This window comes from Photobacterium sp. MCCC 1A19761, from assembly GCF_037389125.1.
Lineage (GTDB): Bacteria > Pseudomonadota > Gammaproteobacteria > Enterobacterales > Vibrionaceae > Photobacterium.
Window position 1 is genome coordinate 168,826 of the sequence record NZ_JAZGTF010000007.1, and the last position, 26,578, is coordinate 195,403.

The window sequence follows — 26,578 nt, forward strand, 5'->3', positions numbered from 1 at the left end:
GTCGCGGCGCTCTGTTTATCGTTTTATGGCCGCTCGGATCAGGCCGGAAAAACCTGATTGGAAAATTGTATCGAACATCAATATCAAAAACGTACTTTCAACTCAATAACCGATATCACACAAGAATAAATTTTGTAAAATGATATTAAAACAAAACATCAAGCCAACAATATGCATCAATGGTAATCACAAATACCAAACAAAAAAGGTTCATCTCGGATTAGCGGGTAACAGATACGAAAAACGGTTGGATACGTTATTGTGTAATCGCCAAAAAACACTATAACAACCAACCGTTTTTACATGCTGAACACTACATTACCTTTCCCTCTTTGGGAAGGATTTACACCTGCTAAAATTGAGCAGCATAGCAATTCCCTGACCATTCACTTGTCTCCAACCAGCCACCCAAGATGCCAGTGCGGCTCAATTTCTGCTGAAGTGCATGATACTTCCATCCGGACAATCTCGGACAGAAACATTATGGACTATGCTGTAACCCTGAAGGTTCCAGTGAGGAGATTACGGTGTCCTCAGTGTGGCATCCTGACTGAACAAATCACTTGGCTTGAGCCTTACTCTAGGCAAACAACCCGTTTAGTCCGCTTTGTCGAAAAGCTGCTCACCAAGCTTCCCATCAAACATATTTCTGAACTGGTGAAGCTCCACTGGACGACCATCAAAAACATCGATAAGAGGCGTTTGGCACGAGAGGTCAAAGAGCCAGACTGGAGCAAAGTAAAGCGCCTGGTTATGGATGAATTTGCACTGTTCAAAGGGCACCGCTACGCCACGGTCATCGCTGATGCCGATACACACCAAGTTCTCTGGATTAACGAAGGGCGCAGCCGAGAATCCATCCGCCCGTTTTTTGAAAAGTTGGGTGACCACTGCAAGCAGATTGAAGCCGTTGCAATGGATATGAACACAGCGTTTGATTTAGAAGTACAAGCGCATTGTCCTAAAGCCATGGTTGTTTATGACTTATTCCATGTTGTTGCCAAGTATGGCCGGGAGGTGATTGACCGTGTGCGGGTTGACTGCGCTAACCAACTTAAGCACGACAAACCTGCTCGTCGTCGGGTCAAGCGGGGGCGGTGGGTGTTGCTGAAAAACCGAAACAACCTGAATGATAAGCAAGTAGGATATCTGGAAGAATTGCTCGCCGCGAACAAAGACTTAATGGTGGCCTACTTAATGAAAGAGCAACTGAAGGAACTTTGGTATTGCCGCACTGAAAAGGAAAGCCAGAGACTGTGGGGAGTCTGGTGGCGACAGGTCATGGAGAGCGGTGTTCAACCGCTCATCCAGTTTGCCCAAAAGCTTAAAAAGTATCGGTCTGGAATAACTTCCTCTGCGGTACATGCGCTTCATACTTGTCGCCTGGAAGGAATGAACAACAGGATCAAAGTAATGAAGCGAATGGCTTATGGCTATCGAGATACTGATTACTTCTTTCTGAAAATTCGATCCGTCTTCCCCGGAGATCCGAGATGAACCACAAAAAAGACACTCGAAAGTGTCTTTTTGATCACATGGATGTGTCCCGCCGCGCGAAGGTGATTCAAACGCAACACGCCGCGAAACCAGCCCTGCGTTCAATCAACGCTCGAACCGTCCTTGATCCCATCACCGCCAACCAGATACGAATCAAATCAATCATTGCGCATCTTGACTCATAATTAGTCGCCATATAGTATGGCACCATACTATTTTTATAGGCCATTTTATGATGATGACTCTGGAGCAGAAGCACCTCGCCCTCCTGGATGAAGCGGAACGTTGCGGGCAAACCGGCATCGAGAATATGCGAATGTGTTTCGAGGTTTTGACGCTGGCATCAGCCATTGACCGGGCTTGCGCCGCTCGGCTGGCCCCCCACCGCCTTTCAGAAGGGAAGTTCGTGCTGCTGTTTTTGCTCCGGGACGTGTCGGAAGGGCTGGCACCGCATGAGCTGGCCAAACAGGCCGGCGTCACACGCGCCACAGTGACAGGGCTGCTCGACGGACTACAGCGCGACGGCTATCTCGAACGCCATCTGGATCCCAAAGATCGGCGCAGGGTCTCGGTACAACTGACCGCTCAAGGTCTGGCCATGGCGCGACGCCTGTTCAGCGAACATAACCAATGGATCAGCGCCCTGTTCGCAGGATTTGACCCGCAGGAATGTGAGGCGCTCAGTACCCTGCTCAAACGCGCCTGGACAAACCTCGAAATGCAAGAAGAGAAGCGCAGTGCCGCTACGGGTGAACGTTGATGAGTACAATGGCAGAGCCTCTGCTCACACAGCTCGACAGGAAATCCGAGACCGGCAACGGCCAACATCTGTAAACGCACGCGACGAACCATTCACCGTCAACATGTAAAAGGAACCCCACATGACCCATTATCTAACCGAACTCTACACGCCGAAACCCGCCTGGCTGGCACTTGACCTGGACGCCCGCCGTCAGTTTTTTGCGGCCGTCGGCGCAGGCATGTCCGAGCTCTCAGCGCTTGGCGTGGAAGCCATCGCCTTAGGCGAAACCAATGCTACAAAACTGCATGCCGCATCCCAGCAATTTTTCGCCATCTGGCAAGCACCTGACGAAGCGGCGATAGACGCCCTGATCTCCGGCATCGCCACATCGGGGTGGCATGATTATTTCGAAACGATCAATGCATCAGGCGCGGGAGATGATTTGAATGGCCATCTTTCACAACTTGCCGCACTGAACCACAGTGACTGACGGGAGCCATTCAAGCGCCATCGCAGCAACCGAAGGGCTTCGTCTCTGACCCGCGTAGATGGCGTCCGTCTCTTAACCTCAAAAAACAAAAAAGCCCATGAGAACATGGGCTTTTTTATCATTTATTGCAGATCAACGTCCGCGTTAAACGAGTAAGGAATTATTCCCACTCAATCGTGGCCGGCGGCTTGCCGGATACATCGTAAACCACACGGGAAATGCCATCGACTTCGTTGATGATACGGTTTGAAACCTTACCCAGGAAGTCGTACGGCAGGTGCGCCCAGTGCGCGGTCATGAAATCAATCGTCTCAACCGCACGCAGGGAAACGACCCAGTCATATTTGCGGCCATCGCCCATCACGCCAACCGAGCGAACCGGCAGGAAGACGGTGAACGCTTGAGAAACCTTGTTATACAGATCGGCTTTGTGCAGCTCTTCGATAAAGATAGCATCAGCACGGCGCAGCAGATCACAGTACTCTTTCTTCACTTCGCCCAGCACGCGAACACCCAGACCTGGACCCGGGAACGGGTGGCGGTACAGCATGTTGTACGGCAGGCCCAGCTCCAGACCGATCTTACGGACTTCGTCTTTGAACAGCTCTTTCAGCGGCTCAACCAGACCCATCTCCATTTCTTCCGGCAGGCCACCCACGTTGTGGTGTGACTTGATCACGTGTGCTTTACCGGTTTTCGAAGCGGCAGACTCAATCACATCCGGATAGATAGTGCCCTGCGCCAGCCATTTGGCATTTTGCAGTTTGCCGGCTTCTTCATCGAAGACTTCAACAAACACACGGCCGATGATCTTCCGCTTGGCTTCCGGCTCATCCACACCTTCCAGCGCAGACAGGAAGCGCTCTTCCGCTTTCACGTGCACGATATTCAGGCCGAAGTGGTCACCGAACATTTCCATCACCTGCTCGCCTTCGTTCAGACGCAGCAGACCATTGTCAACAAACACACAGGTCAGTCTGTCACCAATCGCGCGGTGAACCAGCATGGCAACGACAGAAGAATCCACGCCGCCGGACAGACCCAGCACCACTTCATCGTCACCGACTTGCTCTTTAATACGGGCAATCGCATCTTCGATGATATTTTCAGACGTCCACAGCTTCTGACAGCCACAGATCCCCAGAACGAAGCTTTCAATGATTCGCATGCCCTGACGGGTATGGGTTACTTCCGGGTGGAATTGCACGCCGTAAAAGTGCTTGGCTTCATTGGCCATCGCCGCGTACGGACAGGTCTCGGTTTCCGCCACTTTCACGAAGCCTTCCGGGATCTCAACCACTTTGTCGCCGTGGCTCATCCAGACATCCAGCAGACCTTTGCCGTCTTCAGAAATCGCATCTTCGATGTTGTGGAAGAAGTCAGTCGGCTCAACTACTTTCACCTGGGCGTAACCAAACTCACGCTCGGTCGAACCGGCCACCTTGCCACCCAATTGCTCGGCCATGGTCTGCATGCCGTAACATACACCCAGCACCGGTACACCGGCTTCGAAAACATATTGCGGCGCACGTGGGGAGCCTGCTTCCGTGACGCTCTCCGGACCACCAGAAAGAATAATGCCGTTCGGATTAAAATCGCGGATATCCGACTCAGCAACATCCCAGCTCCACAGCTCACAGTAAACACCGATTTCACGAATGCGACGGGCAATAAGTTGCGTGTACTGAGAACCGAAATCCAGGATCAGGATACGTTGGTCATGAATATTTGTGGTTGTGGTCATTATCGAGCTGTCTCAAATCAGTTTGAAAGGTGGGGGCTAAACAACGCCCCCGATCTTATACAAGTTTTGTCTTTAGGCAAACGTTTTCGCCGCCCCACTATTCGGGTGGCGAAATTTAACCCAAACGCCATTTGCTTCCAAAAACAGGGGATTAGTTCCCCATACGGTAGTTTGGCGCTTCTTTAGTAATCGTCACATCATGCACGTGAGATTCTTGCATCCCGGCACCGGAGATGCGAACAAATTCCGCTTTGGTGCGCAGATCTTCGATGGTCGCAGAACCGGTCAGACCCATGCTGGAGCGCAGGCCACCCAGTTGCTGGTGAACGATCTCTTTCAGATGGCCTTTGTAGGCTACACGGCCTTCAATCCCTTCCGGCACCAGCTTGTCGGCTGCATTGTCAGTTTGGAAATAACGGTCAGAAGAGCCTTTCGACATCGCGCCCAGTGAGCCCATGCCGCGGTATGATTTATAAGCACGGCCCTGGTACAGTTCAACTTCGCCCGGTGCTTCTTCTGTCCCGGCGAACATTGAGCCAACCATCACACATGAGGCACCGGCCGCAATGGCTTTACACATATCGCCCGAGAAGCGAATACCGCCGTCAGCAATGACCGGGATACCGAATTCGTTGGCAACCGCAGCCGCATCGGCAATGGCCGTGATTTGAGGAACACCCACACCGGTGACGATACGGGTGGTACAGATAGAGCCCGGGCCAATCCCGACTTTCACTGCGCTGACACCAGCTTCAATCAGGGCACGGGCCCCTTCAGCCGTAGCAACGTTACCGCCGACGATTGGCAGCTCAGGATAGGCTTCGCGGGTTTCACGGATACGCTGCAGCACCCCTTCAGAGTGGCCGTGTGAGGAATCGATCAGCAGTACGTCAACCCCAGCTTCAACCAGCGCTTTCACACGCGCTTCGTTGCCGGCACCGGCACCAACAGCAGCACCGACACGCAGGCGACCGCGATCATCTTTACATGCATTCGGCTTACGTTCAGCTTTCTGGAAATCTTTGGCGGTGATCATACCGCGCAGTTGGAAGTTGTCGTTCACCAGCAGCACTTTCTCAACGCGGTGCTGCTGCATGATTTGTTCAACTTCTTCGCGTGAAGCACCTTCTTTGGCCGCAGCCAGCTTGCCCTTCGGTGTCATCACGTCTTCTACTTTCAGGGAAAGGTCAGTCACGAAGCGAACGTCACGGCCGGTAATAATGCCCACCAGCTCGTGATTGTCGGTGACCACCGGATAACCGGCGAAGCCGTTCTCTTCGGTCAGGCGCTTCACATCTTCAATCGTGTTGTCCGGCTTGACCGTGACCGGCTCAGAAACCACACCGGCTTCGAATTTTTTCACCATGCTGACTTCACGAGCCTGCTGCTCAATCGACATGTTTTTGTGAATAAAACCGATACCGCCTTCCTGGGCCAGGGCAATGGCCAGGCGACCTTCAGTGACCGTGTCCATTGACGCCGACACCATCGGGATGTTCAGCGTAATGTCTTTGGTCAGACGGGTGCGCAGATCGGCAGTGTTCGGCAGGACGGTTGAATGAGCTGGGACCAGCAGGACATCATCGAAAGTCAAAGCTTCTTGTTTGATTCGTAACATTGCAATATCTCACACCAAGTAGAAATGGAAAGAAGGATAAAATATTGCGAACGAATTATACGTAGGGTGCAATCGTTTGGCTAGAAATTTTTTATATTTTTTTCTTGCTTATTTTTCCTTGATCTGTAATATATTTCGGTTAAGTTTCCGGTGTTACGGTCTCTCAATAACGGCCAAGATCTGTCCAGTATTCTGCCTGTTGATTTTTCGACCTTTTTTCCCGCACCGTCATCCTCCGATTACAGGTGTCTTGCTTCGTGACGATGTTCGCCCCACAGACCCAATCCAATGATCGCATTTATACCGTCTCCAGCCTCAATGCCCAGGTTCGTCTGATCCTGGAAAATGAAATGGGCGTCGTCTGGCTGATCGGTGAATTGTCCAACCTGTCGATGCCGGTCTCCGGCCACTGGTACTTTACCCTGAAGGATTCCCGGGCCCAGGTGAAATGCGCCATGTTTCGCGGCAACAACCGCCGGGTGACGTTTAAACCGGCGAACGGCATCCAGGTGCTGGTCAAAGCCCGGCTGTCGCTGTACGAGCCACGCGGGGATTACCAGCTGATCATCGAGAGCATGCAGCCCGAAGGGGACGGTCGATTGCAGCAACAGTTTGAGCAACTGAAGCTGTCGCTGGCCGCCGAGGGACTGTTTGCCCAGTCGCTCAAAAAGCCCCTGCCCGAGCAGCCACGCCGGGTCGGGATCGTGACCTCGAAAACCGGAGCGGCCCTACATGATATTCTCAACGTGCTGAAACGACGCGATCCCAGTCTGCCGGTGGTCATCTATCCGACGATGGTTCAGGGCGACGGTGCGGCCATTTCAATTGCCCAGGCGATCGGCCGGGCCAATGCTCGTCAGGAATGTGATGTGCTGATTGTCGGGCGTGGCGGCGGCTCGCTGGAGGATTTGTGGGCCTTTAACGAAGAAATCGTCGCCCGCACCATCGTCGCCAGCCAGATCCCGATTGTCAGTGCCGTTGGCCACGAAGTGGATGTCACCATCGCCGACTTTGTCGCCGATGTCCGGGCCCCGACCCCATCTGCCGCCGCTGAGCTGATCAGCCGCGATATGACCCATCAAACGCAGCAGATCAGCCAACGGAAGCAACAGCTCCGTCACGCCCTGCGCCATTATCTGACCGCACATCAGGCCCGGCTAATCAACTTGCAACACCGACTCGATCGCCAGCACCCGCAGGTCCAGCTCAACCAGCAGCAACAGCTCCTTGACGAACTGGCCAGCCGGATGGAGCGAGCCATGCGCCAGATGCTCAGCAACCACCAGCAGCACCTTCATCGCAACGAATACAAGCTGGCACTGCACTCTCCGGCACAAACCCTGGCCCAACAAGCCAGCCGTCTGGAACAAACCCAACGCCGGTTACATGATGCCATGGACCGCCGCCTGCTCAATGCCGGCCACCGCCTGAGCATGCTGGCAGAAAAACTGGAGACCGTCAGTCCGCTGGCAACCCTCGGACGCGGTTACTCTATCACCCGCAACGACCAGGGCCAGGTGATCCGCTCAACCAGCCAGGTTCAGGCCGGCGACCGCCTTCACACCCGGGTCGCCGATGGCGAGATCCGCTCGGTGGTCAGTGAGTCTTAACCGCTGCGTACCCGATCAAAAAGTTCCCGTTCAAAAAACGCCGCAATTGCGGCGTTTTTGGCTTCTTTTTTCTGAATGTTACCGACAAATCGCCTGATTCAGGCGGCTTCATCAATCAGCATGCAAGCATCAATCAGGCGCTGGGTATACGGCTGTTGCGGTGCATCGAACACTTGCTGCGCCGTGCCCCGCTCAACCACCTCGCCGCGCTGCATCACAATCACTTCATCGGAAATCGCCCGGATCACTGACAAATCATGGCTGATAAATAAATACCCGATGTTATGGCGCTGCTGGATATCTTTCAGCAGCTCAAGCACCGTGAGCTGAACCGAGCGATCCAGTGCCGAGGTCGGCTCGTCGAGCAGAATAAACTTCGGCTCCATAATCAGCGCCCGGGCAATCGCAATCCGCTGGCGCTGGCCGCCGGAGAACTCATGCGGATAACGGTTGATGCAGTGGGGATCCAGCCGCACTTCTTCCAGCGCTTGGCGGGCGCGCTGCATCCGTTCCGGTTTGGTCAGCGTGGTAAACACCGTCAGCGGCTCGGTGATAATTTCCCCGATGGTCATCCGCGGCGACAGCGAACCATATGGGTCCTGGAAGACCATCTGCATGTTCTGCTTCAGGGCATAGCGCTCCTGCTTGCTCATCGCCTGAATGTTTTTGCCTTCAAACGCAATCCGGCCGCTCGAGGGCAACAGCTGCATCAGCGCCCTGCCCAGCGTCGACTTGCCGGAGCCGGATTCACCGACGATACCGACCGTCTGGCCGGGGCGCACCGTCAGGCTGATCCCTTTTACCGCATCGAGATGTTCTGTTTCCTGCCCGAGCCAGTTGGTTTTCAGCACATAGCGCACCCGGACATCTTCGGCCGTCAGCACAGCTTCTGCCGGGGCAGCATTGGCCGGACCATGGGCTTTCGGCTCGGCATCAAGCAGCATCTTGGTATAGCTGTGGCGGGGCTGTTCAAAAATCTGCTGGACGCTGCCGGTTTCAACCACTTCGCCTTTGCACATCACGACGACATCGTCGGCAAAGTGCTTCACCACGCCCAGATCATGGGTGATAAACAAAATCGCCATCCCCATTTCTGCCTGAATATCTTTCAGCAGCTTGAGCACTTCAGCCTGGACGGTCACATCCAGCGCCGTGGTCGGTTCATCGGCAATCAGAATGTCCGGCTTGTTGGCGAGCGCCATGGCGATCATGATCCGCTGCAACTGGCCGCCGGAGAACTCATGTGGGTAATGACCGAGTCGCTTGGCCGGATCCGGAAGCTGCACTTTCTCAAACAGCGCTATCGTTTCAGCCATTGCGCGCTTCCGGTTGACTTTACGGTGGCACATAATAGCTTCCGCAACCTGCTCGCCGACGGACATGTACGGATTGAGCGAAGTCATCGGCTCCTGGAAGATCATCGCGATCCGATCGCCCCGCACCCGTCGCAGCTGCTTTTCGCTCAGCGTGAGCAATTCTTGTTGCTGAAAACGAACCGAGCTCCCGGGTGCAATCGTCGCATTGGCCGGCAACAGGCCCATGATACTGCTGGAAGAAACGGACTTACCGGAGCCGGACTCCCCGACTAGAGCCAGCGTCTGGCCCTTCTCAAGCTGAAATGAAATATTTTTCACCGCAGCAACAGTTTCATCTTCCATGGTAAATGACACAGACAAATGACTGACCTGCAATAGCGGCGCCGCTGAATCCATAACCATCATCCTTTCCTTGATAATTTAATGATAATCATTATCAACAAAAATCAAGAACATTCAACCCTCCGGTAATCGGGAAAGACGCAGATCAGCTCAATTCAGAGCACCTCAATTCAGGTCAGCTCAAAACAAATCCGTACCCGGGATTTAGATTTGAGTTCATTACACTGCGGACAGAAATAACTGGCCGACCCGCAGGCATTCAACGTCTCCAACTCCTGCTCGCAGTCCGGGCAAAATGCCCGCTTCTGCACCGGGTGCCGACAGTGATCACAGTAATATCCGTTCTCTTTCCAGCTGAGCGGGTGCTGGCAGCTTGGGCAGGTATTCTCATGCATCATCTTCTCTCCTTTCATCATGCAGCGCGTCTCAGGTCAGCCATGCCGTTCACATCACAAACACAGGCCTTGGCCCCTGACGACAATTTTGCGAGCCCCTGCGCTTCAGCGCAATAACTGATCTCAGGTGGATCCGGGTTGATCTGCCCGAGGATCTTCGCAGACAATAGGCACACAGGTTCTTCCGTCAGCCTTTACCTCCGTCTTTTTAGCAGGAAACGATCCATTCATGGCAACCATTAACGACGTCTGTAAACTGGCCGGTGTCTCCAAAGCCACCGTCTCCCGGGTGATCAATAATACCGGGCAGGTCAAACCTGCGACGGCGGAAGCGGTCTATCAGGCGATGCAGACATTGAGCTACAAACCCAATAGCCTGGCCCGGGCCTTGGCCAGCAAACGGACCCATACGCTGGGACTGGTGGTGTCTGCCTTCGAAGGGGCCTATTTCAGCAGCCTGTTGCAACAGGCCTCCGCGACCGCAAGTCAGGCCGGCAAGCAACTGATCATTATGGATGGCGGCCACAACCAGGCATCTGAGCTCCAGGCCATCACCAGCCTGGTGGAGCGCCAGGTCGATGCGGTCATTCTCTACACCCGGCAAATGCCGATGGATCAATTAAAGCAGCTCATCACCACCCTGTCGGTGCCTCTGGTGGTGATGAACCAAATGGTCGAAGGCTTTGAGGCCCAATGCGTCTGTTTCGGGCAATACGAAGCCGCCAGTGAAGCAGCCGAGTTGTTGTTTGCTCAGGGGCACCGGCAGATCGCCTACATCAGCGGGCCGCCGGATTCCTCGAACTCCCGGCTGCGGCTGGAGGGATTTCAGGACACCCTCGCCCGCCACCAGCTCAGTCCGGTTGCAGTTGAACACGGCAATTACTTCACTGCCAGTGGTTATCAGGCCTGCCAACGTTTACTGGCCAGCGGCTGTGATTTCAGCGCGCTGTTTGCCGCCAATGACAACATGGCCATGGGGGCGATTCGCGCGCTGCATGAAGCCGGTTTCCGGGTGCCTGAGCAAATTTCCGTGCTGGGATTTGATAACGATCCGGCCGGCGCCTACCTCATCCCCAGCCTGACGACCATCATGCTGCCGATCGAAGCCATGGCACAGGCCGCCGTCGAGCAGGCATTGCGCTTGGTTCAGGGCGACCCGATCAGCCCTGTCCGCTTATTTTCGGGTAAGCTGATCCTTCGCGAATCGGTTGATCAACCTCAAAAGCCATCGTGATCAGCGATCTGCACCCAAAAGAACATTTATCAATACACATCCCGAAAGCATAAGTTACATATTCTGTTTTTGGATTTCAGGCAGGATAATCATCTTACACTTCCGGTAGAATGCTAAAGATCAAGCAGGACCTAAAATCAGATCAACCCCAAAAACCAGCGGTTCTGAACCGGAAATCCCCAACATTTCCGGACTGCTCGCCTCGAAAAAATTCGGTTTTCTATCGGTCCGCTGAAGGGAGTCAAGATTCATCGGCGGCTGCCGTCCGAGTGATCATCACCAACTCCTGCTCTCCCTTGAGCTCAAAACTGACCGTGATACGGGCATAATCCGCCAGCGAACGAACATGCGTGCCACCGCAAGGGATAGTGATCAGGCTCCCCGGGATTAGCTCACATTGCCAATAGCGCGAATCCGTCAGAGCCGGACCTTCGCAACGCATCGTGACCGCCGCGCCGCCTTGCCGCCAGGTTTCCAGCAACATATTGACCCGCTCAGCGACGACATCCAGTTGCTGGATCAAATCGGCGCTATTGAGACCGCGCTTACGCAGGGTCTTGCCGAGCCGGTAGGTATCGGTACTGCAATCTTCAGTGACCCGGCTTTGCGTCTGCGCATACCCGTGAAAGTCATAATGGCCAAGCTCGTCTTTGCGAGAAGCATCTTTACGCCAGAAGTCGTGGTGGAGCACCTGATTCAGGGCCAGAGATGACAAATGGCCGGCGCTGTGACCCCGGCTCAGAGCCTGCTGGTAGGTCGCATCCACCTGCAGCAACGCCGACTCACCCGGCTGGGCTGTCACGGTCTCGGCGATCCGGTGCACCACCACAAACACCCACCCCGGCTCACTGCGCTTCACCGGGATCGCCTGATCGACAAACAGCTGACCAGAGGCCAGCTCAACGGCGCCGGTATAACAGCCGATCACCGGATAAGGCACCCCGGCAATATCACACGTGCCCCGATCTGCCGGATGATCCGGCCAGATATGGCTTACCGGATGAAACGGGGTCTGATCAGTGACCAGCCAGGTACCGCCAGAAGTGGCGGCAACACAAGCTTGCAGGGTCGCCGGAGCCTGAGTTTGATGATCGGCAAACAGGACGCGGGTTGCGGTCACGGGAAACATGCACTCTCCTCTAAATAGTCTCGAATTTCGGGTATAAAAAACCCAGCCGAAGCTGGGTTTTCACACCGGGATACTGTTACTTGTCTCGGTTCTTCAGGGCTGTAGTCAGACGCTTGCGCTGACGTTCCTGAGAAATGGTCAGTTTTTGCTTCTTGCCTTCGAACGGGTTCTCGCTGCTCTGGAACTGAATCCGGATTGGCGTCCCCATCATTTCCAGCGACTTGCGGTAATAGTTCATCAGATACCGCTTGTACGAGCCCGGCAGCTCATGCACCAGGTTACCGTGGACCACGATGATCGGCGGGTTATAGCCCCCGGCGTGAGCATACTTCAGTTTCACCCGGCGACCACGCACCATCGGCGGCTGGTGATCGTCCTGTGCCATCTGCATGATACGCGTCAGCATAGAGGTGCTGATCCGCTTGGTTGCAGACTGGTAAGCTTCCTTCACCGACTCATACAGGTGGCCGACACCGGTGCCGTGCAACGCCGAAATAAAGTGGATCCGGGCAAAATCAACAAAGCCCAGACGGCGGTCGAGTTCTGATTTCACTCGCTCTTTGACTTCGTTATCCAGACCATCCCATTTGTTGACTGCAATTACCAGCGAACGACCGGCGTTCAGCGCAAAGCCCAGCAGGCTCAGGTCCTGATCCGAGATATTCTCCCGCGCATCAATCACCATCAGCACCACGTTGGCATCTTCAATCGCTTTCAGGGTCTGGATCACCGAGAATTTCTCAACCGCCTGGTGCATATTCTTACGACGGCGAATTCCGGCGGTATCGATCAGGACGTACTCCTGCCCTTCACGCTCCATCGGGATGTAGATCGAGTCGCGAGTGGTTCCCGGCATATCGTACACCACCACGCGCTCTTCACCCAGGATCCGGTTGGTCAGGGTCGATTTGCCGACATTCGGACGGCCGATAATCGCCATCTTGATCGGCTGCTCCTGCAGACGCTTATACGCCGCTTCCGCATCCGCTTCCGACAGGTTGGCTTTCTCGATATCTTCAACCGAAGTCAGATCTTCGATCGCAATTTCTTCCCCTTCACCAGCCTGCGCCTTCAGCGTTTCGGCAAACGGAGCCAGTGCGCGCTCCATCAGCGCCGTCACACCACGGTTCTGGGCTGCGGCGATCTGGTACATGGCGTCCATCCCCAGTTGCCAGAACTCGGCACTGGCGCTGTCGGCATCAATCCCGTCGATCTTATTCACCACCAGGAACGTCGGCTTGTCACGGCTGCGCAGGTGCTTGGCAATCGCTTCATCCGCGGCCGTCAGACCGGCGCGGCCATCGACCAGAAACAGCACCACGTCTGCTTCTTCAATCGCGGCCAGCGACTGCTCTGCCATTTTAGTTTCCACACCATCTTCGGTGCCGTCGATACCGCCGGTATCGATCACAATAAATTCGTGCTCTTCGAGCTCAGCTTTACCGTACTTACGATCCCTTGTTAGGCCAGGAAAATCTGCAACCAGCGCATCCCTAGTCCGGGTAAGACGGTTAAATAGCGTCGATTTACCCACATTCGGGCGCCCGACAAGGGCAACAACAGGAATCATAACTACCTCTTACTTTTCATAGTCTTACTGACATATTTTTCCATTCATTCTTGCCTCCAGCGGCCCTTTGGCCCCCTTCATCCGACAATAATATAGCGAATGGATATAACGATAACGGCTCCTGACTGTAGACCACAGCAGGAGCCGGCATTTATTCTGGCGCGTATTATAGCGGCAATTTAAGGCATTTGCATTTTGTTCATTCGGCCGTCACGGGTGATCACCAGATAGCCATCTTCCAGAGCAACCGGCGGCACAGCAATACCGCTGCCATCGGTCTGCTGCTGGGCAACAAACTCACCGCTCATCGGATCCAGCCAGTGCAGATAGCCTTCACTGTCGCCCAACACCACATAACCGTTGATCAACGCCGGGGCACTGAGCAGCCGGTATTCCAGATCCGGATTCTGCCACAGTTCCGTACCACTGCGGATATCGACTGCCACCACATGATCCTGCTCGGTCACCAGATACAACTGGCTGCCGTCAATCACAAAATCTTTGGCCGAAGAATAGCTGCGTTTCCAGGCGGCCTGCCCGGTTCGCAATTCAATCGACACCAGGTTGCCATTATATCCCACGGCGTACAGACGATCACCGGCAATCACCGGCGCAGCATCAACATCCACCAGGCGATCAATCTCGGTCCCGCCTTTCGGTGAGCCAATCGGCTGTTGCCACAGCATCTGACCGGTATTCATCAGCGCACCAGCCAGACGGCCATTGGCCTGCCCCCAGAAAATTCCACCGGAAATCGATACCGGGGCGCTGTCACCGCGCAGGGTCAAATTCGGGACTTCACTACTCAGTTGCCAGGCCGGTTTACCGGTATCCGCATCCAGGGCCTGCAGCACGCCGCGACCGGTGTTGACAACCACCAGCCCTTCATCGACCAAAGGTTTCGCCAGCACTTCACCTTCAACCGGTGTGCGCCAGGCGATCTCGCCCGTCTCTTCATCCAGGGCAATGACTTCCCCGTTTTCAGAGCCGATAAACAGCTTGCCGTAGGAAAGGGAAATCCCGCCAGCCAGTTTGGCTGTCACATCTGCTTCCAGATCCTGCTCCCAGAGCACACTGCCGTCTGCCGGGTCCAGCGCCTTCACTACGCCGTCCCGGTCCGCTGCGAACACCTTGCCGTAACCCACGGCAGGTTTCAGGACGGAGAAGTAGTGTCCCACCCCTTCTCCGACAGACTGTGACCAGAGTGACTGCGGTGTGAAAGCACTCTCAACCTTCGGCAACGGGGCCATCTGGATGGTATCTTCCTCACCGGCACAACCAGCCAATAATGCGGTCGCCAGGGCAACTGAGACGGCTTGCTTCCATACCTTCTGCATACGTCTCAACCTTTACTGTGCCAGATCGTCAAGTTTGATCTGCAGTGCCGGTGATGCACCCAACTGCTGCGACTGAACGTAAGCTTCGCGGGCAGCGGTGGTATCCCCTTTCTCCAGCAAGATATCGCCACGCAGTTCAGCCACTTTCGCCAGCCAGCCTTGCGCCGTCACTTTATCCAGCTCAGCCAGCGCCGCATCATGTTGTCCCATCTGGGCATGCACGCGGGCCAGACGCGTCTGGGCAATCGGCAGAATGGCTTCATCCTGAGTATGGGTAATCACCCAGCTCAGTTGTTCGGCCGCAGCATCCAGTTTCTCTTGGTCAACCAGAGATTTGGCCAGCTGAAGGGCCGCCAGCACGGAATATTGGCTGCTTTCATGTTCAGTGATAAACGCCTGAACCAGTGCAACGCTGGTTTCAGGGTTGCTTTCCAGGCTGGTGATTGCCTGTGTGTAGGCTTCCGAAGCCTGCTCTTTCGCGGCCTGGATTTCACCTTGATAGTAGCGCCAGCCCCACAGGCCACCCAGACCAATAACGGCACCGAGAATCACGGCTTTACCGTTTTCTTTCCACCATGCTTTGATCTGTTCGACCTGCTGTTCTTCTGTGATGTTGACGTCCACTTCCTGTCCTCTCTTAAATCAATTCTGCCAGCTTCGCTGCCACTTCGTCCTGTGACATGGTGATTTGCTCGCCACCCCGCAGATCTTTCACCACCACGCTGTGATCGGCAATTTCATTCTCGCCCAGCACCAGCGCCACCGCCGCGCCAACATTGTCCGCACGCTTGAACTGCTTCTTGAAGTTCCCGCCGCCAAAGTGTGTCATCACACGCAGGCCCGGAACCAGTTCACGCAGCTTCTCAGCCAGTTTCATGCCGGCCATCATAGTACCTTCGCCAGCGGTGACCATGTACACGTCCACCGGACGGCGCACATCGGTCAGCTCCAGGGTTTCCATCATCAGCACCAGACGCTCCAGGCCCATGGCAAACCCGACGGCCGGGCTCGCTTTACCGCCCAGTTGCTCCACCAGGCCATCGTAGCGGCCACCACCACAAACCGTGCCCTGGGAGCCCAGGCTCTCGGTGATCCACTCAAATACGGTGCGGTTATAATAATCCAAACCACGCACAAGACGTTCATTTACCTGGTATTCGATACCCGCAGCGTCTAATAGTTCACACAATCCGGCAAAATGTTGCTTAGATTCTTCGTCCAGGTAATCAGACAGCTTCGGTGCATCGCGCAGAATTTCCTGGATCGCCATGTTCTTGGTATCCAGCACGCGCAGCGGGTTGGTGTGCATGCGACGTTTACAGTCGTCATCCAGCACTTCGACATATTGCTCAAGGAAAGTCACCAGGGCCTGACGGTAGTTCGCACGGGCTTCCAGTGAACCAATCGAGTTCAGCTCCAGGCGAACGTGCTTGTCGATCCCCAGCTCACGCCACATGCGTGCCGTCATCATGATCAGTTCCGCATCGACATCCGGGCCATTCAGGCCGAACACTTCCACCCCAAACTGGTGGAACTGGCGGTAGCGGCCTTTCTGCGGACGCTCATGGCGGAACATCGGGCCGGTATACCACAGACGCTGCTCCTGGTTATACAGCAGGCCGTTCTGGATCCCTGAACGAACACAGCCGGCTGTACCTTCCGGACGCAGGGTCAGGCTGTCACCATTGCGGTCGTCAAAGGTGTACATTTCCTTTTCAACTACATCCGTCACTTCACCGATGGCCCGACTAAACAAATGGGTCGACTCAACGATCGGCATCCGGACTTCGCTGTAGCCGTATGCGCTCACAACTTGTTTAATGGTAGTTTCCACTTTTTGCCAAAGCGGAGATTGCGATGGGAGGCAGTCGTTCATGCCTCGAATAGCTTGAATTTGTTTCGCCACGTTGATTCTCGTTAATCGATGGGGAATGGAGTTGAATATATAGGTTCTTGCGGAAATAAGAAACCACACCCCGGTTTCAGGGTGTGATTTCGGGTATTTCTCTATTTTTCCGTAATCTGGATGCGATTGTTCAGATCGAGCATCGCAGCCTTGGCACGGATTTTTGTTTCGAGCTGGTCAATCACGTTATCGTTGTCGAACCGCTCTTTCTGACGAACGCCGTCTTCATAGAAGGCACTCTTGCGGTTACCGCCAGCGATGCCCATGTGCGACACCTCCGCTTCACCCGGACCGTTGACCACACAACCGATCACCGACACGTCCATCGGAACCGTGATATCTTCCAGGCGTTGCTCCAGCTCGTTGACCGTCCCGATCACATCAAACTCCTGGCGGGAGCAGGTCGGACAGGCAATGAAGTTGATCCCGCGCGAGCGAATGCGCAACGATTTGAGAATATCAAACCCGACTTTGATCTCTTCGACCGGATCAGCGGCCAGAGAAACACGCAAAGTGTCCCCAATGCCTTCCGCCAGCAGCATGCCAAGACCGACTGCAGATTTCACCGCACCGGCGCGGGCACCGCCGGCCTCGGTGATCCCGAGGTGCAGCGGTTGCTTAATCTGCTGCGCCAGTTTGCGGTAGGATTCTACCGCCAGGAACACATCCGACGCTTTCACACTCACTTTGAACTGGTCAAAGTTGAGGCGATCCAAAATTTCGACATGGCGTAGCGCCGATTCAACCAGCGCATCCGGCGTCGGCTCTCCGTATTTCTGCTGGAGATCTTTTTCCAGCGAGCCGCCGTTCACCCCGATACGGATTGGGATGTTGTTGTCACGCGCGCAGTCAACCACGGCACGGATCCGGTCTTCACGGCCGATGTTGCCCGGGTTGATCCGCAGGCAATCGACGCCGTATTCCGCCACTTTCAGCGCAATCCGGTAGTCAAAATGAATATCCGCCACCAGCGGAACATTGACCTGTTGCTTGATCAGCTTGAACGCTTCAGCCGCGTCCATGGTCGGGACGGAGACACGAACAATATCAGCCCCCACCGTTTCCAGCGCTTTGATCTGCGCAACCGTCGCGTCGACATCCGTTGTACGCGTATTGGTCATCGACTGAACAGCAATAGGGGCACCATCGCCAATCGGAACATTCCCGACATAGATCCGGGTAGACTGGCGACGTTTAATTGGAGACTCGTTATGCATTACATTCACTCTGTTTACTGCGGCAGCTTGAATCGCGCGACTTTTCCGGCCGGGTACTGACTCAGATCAACCGGCTCACCTTTATAGCTAATTTTAACAACACTTGGCGCACCTAGCACCAGCTTATAGGGTTCTGCGCCTTCTAAACTCAGCACATCGCCGGATTTTTTAATCCCGCTTTCCAGTCGCTTGCCATTGGCATCCCGGATGTCGATCCAGCAGTCACCACTGAAGGTCAGTTGCAGATCGGCCGACATCGCATCAATCACCCGAGCCGGCTCGGCTTCCTGCGCGGTGGATGCCGCCTGAGCATCAGCCAGCTCCCCAGCTTCACCTTCTGTCACCACCGGCATCGATGGTTCGTCAAAACTGGTGACCGGCACCGGCTCTTCAACCTGAGTGACGGCTTCAGAAGCCATCAGATCCGAGGCGCTTCCCGTTTCCGTCAACACCGGCTCTTCATAGTCGATCCCGGCCATTTCAGCATCGAGACTGCTCTCGCCATTGGCACCGGCCAGGCTCTCATCCAGCGGCTGAGTTTGCTGCTCGGCATATTCCAGAGCATCCGGCTCCATTTGCAGGCTCTGCCACCACCAAACCCCCGTCAAGCCGATAATCACGATGGCCAGGACCCAGGTCAGGCGCATAATCCGGTTATCATGAGCCTCCCGCTTCGTCCGGCGGGAAAAACTCTGCATTTCATGGTTTTCGGGCTGAGCATGCCCTTCCTGATCCAGACGAGCTAAGACCTCTCGCTCATCCAGGCCAACAAACTTGGCATAAGAACGCACATAGCCACGTGTAAACGTGGCCAGTTGCGATTGTTCAAACTTATTGTCTTCAATGTCATTGATCACCGAGAGGCGCAGCCTCAACCGGCTGGCAATATCCTTCTGTGAATAACCAAGCTGCTCACGCGCCTGACGTAGCATATCCCCCGGGCGAATGACTTCCTCTGTTGAGATCTCTTCGTTCTGTTCAGTATTCATTGGCTAGATATTTTTGATATTGCTGTGAGTTTGGATACTTCTGCCCAAGCAGTTCAACATACTGCGCCGCCGTGTCCGGGCGTCCCGCTTGAAGTTCAAGCTGGTACAGCAGCCACAAGCTGTCTGCCTGGTAACCGTATCGCTGATTAAACTTTAACAGTCTGGCACGCGCTTCTTTCACATTCTGCGCATCCATCTCCAGCCGTGCCAGCTGCAAGATAGACTTCGGACGATGTGGATCGTATGCCAGAGCTTTCAAAAAGTAATCTCTGGCTTGTTGTCCGGCGCCGTTTTTCAGGCTGCAAAACGCGGCATTTTCGTAACTGGCCGAAGTCTGATGATAATCGGGTTGTTTCAGCGCTTTTTCAAATGCCGCAATCGCCTCATCATAACGCTGCTGGCTGCACAAAAACACACCATAATTATTCTGCATGTCACCGTTTTTCGGCGACTGACGTAATGCCCGACGATACATCGCCTCTGCGGCCTCCGGCTCATCAACCTGCTGATAATAATAGGCCATAGCGCCCAAAGCCCGATCATAGTTCGGGGCAAAGTCGAGGGCTTTTTCAAGATTATCACGGGCACGCTGCCATTGCCCAGCTTTTAAATAATTCAGGCCAAGGGTGACCCTGGCCTCAGAAGCTTCAATGTTATCAACACGTTGCAGGCTTCCTGTTTCATCAATCGTGACACAGCCAGCCAGCACACCGCACAATAACGGGTACACAATCCATCGTACCATAACATCCCCATCTGATATCCACGCGCTTCACGGTCCGGTACAAACCACCGGAGCCCTACCTGCGAAGCACCCGGCTATTAGACTGCTTTTACAGGGATTTGTTCACCTTTTGCCTGTTTGGCCAGCGTTCGTTTCGTGCGATCAATCACATCTCCCACTAATTGTCCGCACGCCGCATCAATATCATCGCCGCGGGTCTTGCGCACGGTTACGGTGAAGTCGTACTCCATCAGAGTTTTCATGAAGCGGTCAATCCGGGAGTTACTCGGCTTTTTATACGGCGAACCCGGATACGGGTTGAACGGGATCAGGTTAATCTTGGCTGGTGTATCACGCAGTGTGTGCGCCAGCTGACGGGCGTGTTCCATGTCGTCGTTGACATGATCCAGCAGGATATACTCTACCGTCACCCGGCCGCGGTTGGCATTAGAAGAAGCGATGTAACGGCGCACCGATGCCAGGAAATCATCAATATTCCAGCGATCATTGATCGGCATGATTTCAGAGCGAAGTTCGTCCGTCGGTGCGTGCAGAGAAATCGCCAGCGCCACGTCAATTTTGCCGGTCATCTGATCCAGGCCGGAAACGACCCCGGAGGTCGAGACGGTCACGCGACGCTTCGACAGGCCAAAGCCCAGATCGTCAAGCATCAGTTCCAGCGCCGGGATCAGGTTTTTCATATTCAGCAGCGGCTCACCCATGCCCATCATCACCACGTTGGTGATCGGACGGCGACCGGTTTCTTTCTCAACCCCAATTTCTTTGGCGGCACGCCATACCTGGCCGATGATTTCCGACACCCGTAGGTTACGGTTAAAGCCCTGCTGAGCCGTTGAACAGAATTTACAGTCCAGGGCACAACCGACCTGGGAAGAGATACACAGGGTGGCGCGATCATCTTCCGGGATATACACGGTTTCAACATCCTGATCACCGACACGCATCGCCCACTTGATCGTGCCATCTTGTGAGTGCTGCGCTTCCGACACATACGGCGCACGAATTTCGGCCACCCGCTTGAGTTTCTCGCGCAGCTTCTTGTTGATGTTGGTCATCTGATCGAAATCATCACAACCGAAATGATAAATCCACTTCATTACCTGATCAGCACGGAATGCTTTCTCGCCCAACTCGTCGGCGAAATACTGACGCAAACCCTTGCGATCGAAATCCAGCAGATTAGTTTTGACTGTTGTCATCGGTTGTTGCCTCACAAAAAAAATGACTGTTGATGCGCCTTGGCAACCAAGTGTAGGGGGGTTGCATGGAACAGGACGATTCAAGGCGCGAAATTGTACAGCCTTTGCATCCCGGTTTCCACTTGTTAACCCTAAGGATATTGTAGTGAAGCAGCTGTTTTCGACAGGAAAATAAAACGGGAAGCCAAGGCTTCCCGTTAATCACTTGTTGCGACTAAAATTTAACCACACGCTTAGCCGCGCGGGCAAATTTCATCATCGGCAAAGAAATACGCAATTTCGCGTGCCGCTGACGTCGGGCTGTCAGAACCATGAACGGAGTTGAAACGCATGCTCTCGGCATAATCGGCACGGATGGTCCCGCACGCGGCTTCTTCCGGGTTAGTTTTACCCATCAGCTCACGGTAACGGGCAATCGCATTCTCCCCTTCCAGGACCTGTACCATCACCGGCCCGGAGGTCATGAACTCAACCAGTCCGTCGTAAAATGGCTTGCCTTCATGCTCGGCATAAAATCCCTGGGCTTTGGCCGCATCCAGATGCAGCATTTTCGCTGCCACAATCTTCAGACCAGCCGTTTCAATGCGCTGGTAAATCGCACCAATCAAATCACGTTGTACAGCGTCAGGCTTAATAATCGAGAGTGTTCTTTCAGTTGTCATTATTGTTGTTCCTTTGAATCAGTTCATCACTGTCAGGTGAGTCAGCAGGCGCTCATGGCCTGCTTTCCCCATTACAACAGCATTGCCGCAATGTTTGCAATACCCAGACCCGTTGCCCCGGCCGCCCAGCGGCTGTCCGGTGCATCCCGGAAACAAGAAGCCAGGTCGAAGTGGATCCAGCGGCTTTGCTCTGTATCGACAAAACGGGACAGGAATGCGGCTGCGTTCGACGCGCCACCCATGCCGCCGCCTTTTTGCGCCCGGCTGTTCGCCGTATCCGCATAGTGTGACGGGCAGTTACCCTGATGCCATTTCTCCAGCGGCAGCGGCCAGGCCGGCTCATTGACCAGCTCAGACAACTGCTGCGCCTTGTACAGCAGCTCACGATCCATCGAGAACAGCGCATTATAGTCCGTGCCGACGGCCATCATGGCTGCCCCGGTTAGGGTCGCTGCATCGATGATCAATGGCGCTTGGGTTTCACTGGCCGCAATCAAGCCGTCCGCCAGCACCAGGCGTCCTTCCGCATCCGTATTGACGACTTCGACGGTCAACCCGTTCTTGTACGTTAACACATCTCCCAGCTTGTAAGCGTTACCGGCCACCATGTTTTCTGCACAACACAAGATCAACTTCACACGTTGACGCAAACCTTGCTCAATCGCATAGCCCAACGCCGCCGTGACCGTTGCCGCACCGCCCATGTCACACTTCATGGACACCATGCCTTCACTTGATTTGAGGCTGTAACCGCCCGAGTCAAACGTGATCCCCTTACCGACCAGACAAGCTGCGACCGGGGCATCAGCATTGCCGGTCGGGTTGTAGTCCAGGGTCAGCATCACCGGCGGACGGCTACTGGCACGGCCCACGCTGTGGGTCCCGATCCAACCGTGCGCCAGCAATTGCTCACCGATCAGCAGCTCGTGGCTGACCTTGTCACCGGCAATCGAAGACAGATATTCAATCGCTTCTGCAGCCAGTTTTTCCGGATACATCTCTTCCGGCGTGGCATTCACCACTTGACGGACCCAGTCGTTGCTGCGGCGACGGGCATTGAGCAACTCCAGTTCATCTTCGTCGATAGACGCCCACTTCAGTGCGACCGGCACTGAAGTGGCGGCAAAACCACAGTAAAAGCTCCACTGACGCTCATAGCTCCATCCCTCGCCTTCCAGGCTCGCCTGGGTCACGCCCTGAGCCTGTAGCTGACGCGCTGCCTGCTGGATCCGTCGCAGCGGGAAATCACCGCTGAAATGAATGGTCGCGCTCTCGCCCTGATAAGAAATCAGCGCATTGCTGCCCCATACGCCATTGCTCGGCTCTGCCGAAAGTTGCACTGTTAACATTGGTTACCCTTGTTTGTTTCGATGCAGGGCACCACCTGCAGACGGTGCCCTGCGATTGATTCCATGTCGATTCGACGCTTACTGGCAGATGATATTCGCCAGGGTCCGTACGCCCATCCCGGTCGCTCCGGTGCCCCACATGTCATTGCCGCTCTTGCGGTAGGTGCCGCTGGCATCAATGTGCATCCAGCCCTGCTGGTAATTGTCGACAAAGTACGACAAGAAAGCAGCGGCGGTGCTGGCTCCCGGCATGAAATCACCCATGGAGACATTCGACAGATCGGCAAAGCTGGATGGCATCATCTCGCGGTGGTTTTCTGCCAGTGGCAGCGGCCACAGGCCTTCATTTTCAGCCGCCGCAGCCTTCAGGGCTTTTTGCGACAGCGCCTGATCAAAGCTCAGCAGCGCATGATAATCGTTGCCCAGGGCATTTTTCGCCGCCCCGGTCAGAGTGGCGCAGTCAATGATCAGCTTCGGTTTCTGCGCGCTGGCGTAGATCAGGCCGTCCGCCAGCACCAGGCGTCCTTCGGCGTCGGTGTTCAGAATTTCAACCGTCGTCCCGTTTTTATAGGTGATGATATCGCCCAGTTTGAACGCGTTGCCCGAAACCATGTTTTCCGCACAGCACAGGATCAGCTTGATGCGCTTGTTGGTCCCGCGGGCAATCGCCAGCGCCAGACCGCCGGTCGCCAGTGCCGAGCCGCCCATGTCCGCTTTCATCGCCGACATCCCGGCCGACGGCTTCATGCTGTAACCGCCCGAGTCAAAGGTGATCCCTTTGCCGACCAGGCACGTGTGGACCGGTGCGTTAGCATCACCGGTCGGGTTATAGTCCAGGCGAAGCATCGCCGGCGAACACGCAGAGCCGCGGCCGACCGTATGGGTGCCATTCCAGCCTTCATCAAGCAAATCATTGCCTTTGATAATTTTGTACGTGACATGGTCCGGTGCCAGCGATTTGATGAATTCACCGGCACGAGCGGCCAGTTGTGACGGACGGACAATTTCAGCCGGCTGGTTGATAATCTCACGGACCCACTCGGTTGCGGTCAGACGCGCTTGCAGCTCTGCTTCATCGGCTTCGCTCAATCCGCTCCAGCTCACTTCGTTGCCTGGCTTGGCATTGCGATGACCCTGGATGAATGCCCAAATCGCTTCCAAATCCCAGCCTTCACCTGCCAATGTCACCTGCTTAATCCCCTGGCCGTCCAGCTTGCGGCCGGCGCGTTGGATAGCGATCAGCGGTTGGTTTCCGTTCAGGTGCACGACCGCGCCTTCGGTGTTAAACGTCAGCAGGGCATTGTTGCCCCACTTCTCATCGGCAGCTTCCCGGGAAAGAAAAACAAACATATTGGCAGACATGAATTACTCCTTGAGTTCTGTGTTTCACCACCCGTCCATTGCGGTGTGGCAAAACCCTATTGTCGGACGCACCAGCAGATACGCTGACTTCACCCGCGCCAAGCAGACGCAGTAACAAAACGATGACATCACTGTTACCGTATATAGCTGAGATTATGGGGGCGTTGTCAGGTATTACAAGGGAATGGCGAGCCCAATCACAACAAAGCAGACCAATCGATCTGCCTCTTTTGTCCAAACAACTTCAAAATGCGATGTTCTGCGAAGTTTGCCTGGAACTTGGTTAATCATTTCAAAAAAAACCAAAAAATCAGAATGATTGGTACTCTGCCTAGGTATCACCAAAGAAACAAGCTGTTTACATCAGGACTAAGAGCAAGATCGTATTGTCAGGCACTGTTGGGACTGGATGGGTAAAAGAAGGGGCAAGATCGAAGCGAGACGACGCGATTAGTCCGCCTCTTCAATCCAGCATTGCTGCACGGCTTCCAGCACCCGCTCGCCGCAGTGGTGCGGGTCGTCATCGAAATGCTCGAGGGCGAGGATCCAATCCCGCAGATCGGTAAAGCGAAGGGTTCGGGGATCGATGTCCGGATACTGCTCGGCCAGCTCGATGGCCAGCGCACGTGAATCACTCCATTTCAGTCCCATGCTGATACCTGTTTGTGGTCGCCGTTCTTCTATTGTAGCTCGCCTGTCTGCCCCGAGCAGGGCAGACAGACAATCAGAGACGCTTTAGTGGTTTTCAGATGCCAGGTTGATGGTGTAACGCGGGATCTCCACCACCAAATCTTCATCGGCAACTTTCGCCTGACAGCCCAAACGTGATTCAGGCTCCAGTCCCCAGGCTTTGTCCAGCATATCGTCTTCCAGCTCGTCACTTTCTTCCAGCGAATCAAAACCTTCACGGATGATCACATGACATGTGGTGCAAGCGCATGACTTTTCACACGCATGCTCAATGCCAATGCCGTTTTTCAGCGCGACGTCCAGGACAGTTTCACCGGTCTTGGCTTCCAGTACGGCACCTTCCGGGCAAAGTTCTTCGTGGGGTAATACAACAATTTTAGGCATGCCTAAACCTCATCAATCGAATGGCCTGCCAGGGCCTGACGAATAGACTGATCCATTCGGCGGGACGCAAATTCCTGGCTTGCCTTATCTGTTTTCTTTATACCTTCTTCAATCGCGCGCGGATTATCGCCCTGACGCAACTGAACCAATTCCATCATGACCACTTCCAGCGCGTCACGTTCTTCCTTCGAGAGCAATGTATCGCCATCTGCGGCCAGGGCAGAAATTAACCCTTCCAGCACCCGATCCGCTTCAACCCGCTGCTCAGCGAGCGCACGCGCGTCTTTGTCTTCCTGCGCGTGGGTCATGGAATCGCGGATCATGGTGGTGATTTCATCATCGGTCAAGCCGTAAGACGGTTTCACCTGAATCGATTGCTGAACTTCGCTGCTCTTTTCCATCGCCGTGACGGACAACAAACCGTCGGCATCGACCTGGTAGGTCACGCGGATATGCGCCGCGCCAGCCGCCATTGCCGGGATACCGCGCAGGGTAAAGCGCGCCAGCGAACGACAGTCATCCACCATTTCCCGCTCGCCTTGCACCACGTGGACCGACATCGCGGTCTGACCATCTTTGAAGGTGGTGAACTCCTGCGCGCGGGCCACCGGAATCGTGGTATTACGCGGAATGATTTTCTCCACCATGCCACCCATGGTTTCAATCCCCAGGGACAGCGGGATCACATCCAGCAGCAGCATCTCGGTATCCGGCTTGTTACCGGCCAGGATATCCGCCTGGATTGCCGCCCCGATCGCGACCACTTTGTCCGGGTCGATCGATGTTAACGGGGTCTTGCCGAAATAGTTGCCGACCAGCTCACGGACCAGCGGCACGCGGGTCGAACCGCCCACCATCACGGTTTCGATCACTTCATCCAGCGCGACATCGGCATCTTTAATCGCCCGGCGACAGGCCATCAGCGTCTTCTTCACCAGTGGCTGGATAAGGTCATTGAACTGCGCGCGGGTAAGCTCCCCTTGCCAGCCCAGCACATCCAGCGTCGTGGTATCGCTATCGGTCAGGGCAATTTTGGCTTCGGTCGCAACAT

The 26,578-nt window shown here is 54.8% G+C and carries 24 protein-coding genes; 5 read left to right on the forward strand and 19 right to left on the reverse strand.

The window, feature by feature from the left end; all coding sequences use genetic code 11:
- Nucleotides 1-303: 303 nt before the first annotated feature.
- The 3 genes from VV869_RS09955 to VV869_RS09965 all read left to right on the forward strand — a co-directional run bounded on the left by VV869_RS09955 (nt 304) and on the right by VV869_RS09965 (nt 2,729).
- On the forward strand, nt 304-1,497 hold the full coding sequence (locus tag VV869_RS09955) for an ISL3 family transposase (protein WP_337734791.1): 1,194 nt from the start codon (nt 304-306) through the stop codon (nt 1,495-1,497).
- A 232-nt stretch (nt 1,498-1,729) separates the two neighbouring features.
- Nucleotides 1,730-2,257 carry a MarR family winged helix-turn-helix transcriptional regulator gene (locus tag VV869_RS09960; protein WP_337734792.1) on the forward strand — a complete coding sequence of 176 codons (528 nt, stop codon included), beginning with the start codon at nt 1,730-1,732 and terminating at the stop codon, nt 2,255-2,257.
- Nucleotides 2,258-2,378: 121 nt separating this feature from the next.
- Nucleotides 2,379-2,729, forward strand: a complete 351-nt coding sequence (locus tag VV869_RS09965; protein ID WP_337734793.1) for a DUF6616 family protein — start codon at nt 2,379-2,381, stop codon at nt 2,727-2,729.
- Nucleotides 2,730-2,889: 160 nt separating this feature from the next.
- Here the strand turns inward: VV869_RS09965 and guaA are convergent, their stop codons facing one another.
- The gene (gene guaA / locus VV869_RS09970) at nt 2,890-4,473 is read right to left on the reverse strand and encodes a glutamine-hydrolyzing GMP synthase (RefSeq protein ID WP_337734794.1); all 1,584 of its coding nucleotides are present in this window, start codon (nt 4,471-4,473) and stop codon (nt 2,890-2,892) included.
- A gap of 151 nt (nt 4,474-4,624) precedes the next feature.
- Complete coding sequence (guaB, locus tag VV869_RS09975; RefSeq protein ID WP_337734795.1) at nt 4,625-6,091, reverse strand: IMP dehydrogenase; 1,467 nt, start codon at nt 6,089-6,091, stop codon at nt 4,625-4,627.
- Between the two features lie 263 nt (nt 6,092-6,354).
- Here guaB and xseA point away from each other — a divergent pair, with 263 nt between their 5' ends.
- A complete protein-coding gene (gene xseA / locus VV869_RS09980) occupies nt 6,355-7,701 on the forward strand; it encodes an exodeoxyribonuclease VII large subunit (RefSeq protein WP_337734821.1) in 1,347 nt (448 codons plus the stop codon).
- 98 nt (nt 7,702-7,799) lie between these two features.
- Here the strand turns inward: xseA and VV869_RS09985 are convergent, their stop codons facing one another.
- Together VV869_RS09985 and VV869_RS09990 are read right to left on the reverse strand one after the other, a co-directional pair.
- Nucleotides 7,800-9,413, reverse strand: coding sequence for an ABC transporter ATP-binding protein (locus tag VV869_RS09985; protein ID WP_337734796.1), 1,614 nt, complete (start codon nt 9,411-9,413; stop codon nt 7,800-7,802).
- Nucleotides 9,414-9,529: 116 nt separating this feature from the next.
- Nucleotides 9,530-9,754: a zinc ribbon domain-containing protein gene (locus VV869_RS09990; protein ID WP_337734822.1), complete on the reverse strand. Its 225-nt coding sequence runs from the start codon at nt 9,752-9,754 to the stop codon at nt 9,530-9,532.
- Between the two features lie 229 nt (nt 9,755-9,983).
- Between VV869_RS09990 and VV869_RS09995 the strand changes: the two genes are divergently transcribed.
- Complete coding sequence (locus VV869_RS09995; protein ID WP_337734797.1) at nt 9,984-10,988, forward strand: LacI family DNA-binding transcriptional regulator; 1,005 nt, start codon at nt 9,984-9,986, stop codon at nt 10,986-10,988.
- Nucleotides 10,989-11,229: 241 nt separating this feature from the next.
- Here the strand turns inward: VV869_RS09995 and VV869_RS10000 are convergent, their stop codons facing one another.
- The 15 genes from VV869_RS10000 to VV869_RS10070 form a co-directional block, all read right to left on the reverse strand.
- Nucleotides 11,230-12,117, reverse strand: a complete 888-nt coding sequence (locus VV869_RS10000) for an alanyl-tRNA editing protein (protein ID WP_337734798.1) — start codon at nt 12,115-12,117, stop codon at nt 11,230-11,232.
- Nucleotides 12,118-12,193: 76 nt separating this feature from the next.
- Complete coding sequence (der, locus tag VV869_RS10005; protein WP_337734799.1) at nt 12,194-13,687, reverse strand: ribosome biogenesis GTPase Der; 1,494 nt, start codon at nt 13,685-13,687, stop codon at nt 12,194-12,196.
- A gap of 179 nt (nt 13,688-13,866) precedes the next feature.
- Nucleotides 13,867-15,024 carry an outer membrane protein assembly factor BamB gene (bamB, locus tag VV869_RS10010; protein WP_337734800.1) on the reverse strand — a complete coding sequence of 386 codons (1,158 nt, stop codon included), beginning with the start codon at nt 15,022-15,024 and terminating at the stop codon, nt 13,867-13,869.
- A gap of 12 nt (nt 15,025-15,036) precedes the next feature.
- Nucleotides 15,037-15,648, reverse strand: a complete 612-nt coding sequence (locus VV869_RS10015; RefSeq protein WP_337734801.1) for a YfgM family protein — start codon at nt 15,646-15,648, stop codon at nt 15,037-15,039.
- A gap of 13 nt (nt 15,649-15,661) precedes the next feature.
- Nucleotides 15,662-16,930, reverse strand: coding sequence for a histidine--tRNA ligase (hisS, locus tag VV869_RS10020; RefSeq protein WP_337734802.1), 1,269 nt, complete (start codon nt 16,928-16,930; stop codon nt 15,662-15,664).
- Nucleotides 16,931-17,031: 101 nt separating this feature from the next.
- Nucleotides 17,032-18,147 (reverse strand): flavodoxin-dependent (E)-4-hydroxy-3-methylbut-2-enyl-diphosphate synthase, encoded by a 1,116-nt coding sequence (gene ispG, locus VV869_RS10025; protein ID WP_337734803.1) that lies wholly within the window; start codon nt 18,145-18,147, stop codon nt 17,032-17,034.
- Between the two features lie 14 nt (nt 18,148-18,161).
- Nucleotides 18,162-19,136, reverse strand: coding sequence for a cytoskeleton protein RodZ (gene rodZ, locus VV869_RS10030; protein ID WP_337734804.1), 975 nt, complete (start codon nt 19,134-19,136; stop codon nt 18,162-18,164).
- The gene (gene pilW, locus VV869_RS10035) at nt 19,126-19,881 is read right to left on the reverse strand and encodes a type IV pilus biogenesis/stability protein PilW (RefSeq protein WP_337734805.1); all 756 of its coding nucleotides are present in this window, start codon (nt 19,879-19,881) and stop codon (nt 19,126-19,128) included. The genes rodZ and pilW overlap by 11 nt, the downstream gene beginning before the upstream one ends.
- A gap of 77 nt (nt 19,882-19,958) precedes the next feature.
- Nucleotides 19,959-21,080 carry a bifunctional tRNA (adenosine(37)-C2)-methyltransferase TrmG/ribosomal RNA large subunit methyltransferase RlmN gene (locus tag VV869_RS10040; protein ID WP_337734806.1) on the reverse strand — a complete coding sequence of 374 codons (1,122 nt, stop codon included), beginning with the start codon at nt 21,078-21,080 and terminating at the stop codon, nt 19,959-19,961.
- A 233-nt stretch (nt 21,081-21,313) separates the two neighbouring features.
- Nucleotides 21,314-21,742 (reverse strand): nucleoside-diphosphate kinase, encoded by a 429-nt coding sequence (gene ndk, locus VV869_RS10045; RefSeq protein WP_337734807.1) that lies wholly within the window; start codon nt 21,740-21,742, stop codon nt 21,314-21,316.
- Nucleotides 21,743-21,813: 71 nt separating this feature from the next.
- Nucleotides 21,814-23,091 (reverse strand): aminopeptidase PepB, encoded by a 1,278-nt coding sequence (gene pepB / locus VV869_RS10050; RefSeq protein ID WP_337734808.1) that lies wholly within the window; start codon nt 23,089-23,091, stop codon nt 21,814-21,816.
- A gap of 78 nt (nt 23,092-23,169) precedes the next feature.
- The gene (gene pepB / locus VV869_RS10055; RefSeq protein ID WP_337734809.1) at nt 23,170-24,453 is read right to left on the reverse strand and encodes an aminopeptidase PepB; all 1,284 of its coding nucleotides are present in this window, start codon (nt 24,451-24,453) and stop codon (nt 23,170-23,172) included.
- Nucleotides 24,454-24,903: 450 nt separating this feature from the next.
- Complete coding sequence (iscX, locus tag VV869_RS10060) at nt 24,904-25,104, reverse strand: Fe-S cluster assembly protein IscX (protein ID WP_337734810.1); 201 nt, start codon at nt 25,102-25,104, stop codon at nt 24,904-24,906.
- Nucleotides 25,105-25,188: 84 nt separating this feature from the next.
- Nucleotides 25,189-25,527, reverse strand: coding sequence for an ISC system 2Fe-2S type ferredoxin (fdx, locus tag VV869_RS10065; protein ID WP_337734811.1), 339 nt, complete (start codon nt 25,525-25,527; stop codon nt 25,189-25,191).
- A 2-nt stretch (nt 25,528-25,529) separates the two neighbouring features.
- On the reverse strand, nt 25,530-26,578 hold a 1,049-nt coding region (locus VV869_RS10070; RefSeq protein ID WP_337734812.1), incomplete at its 5' end, for an Hsp70 family protein.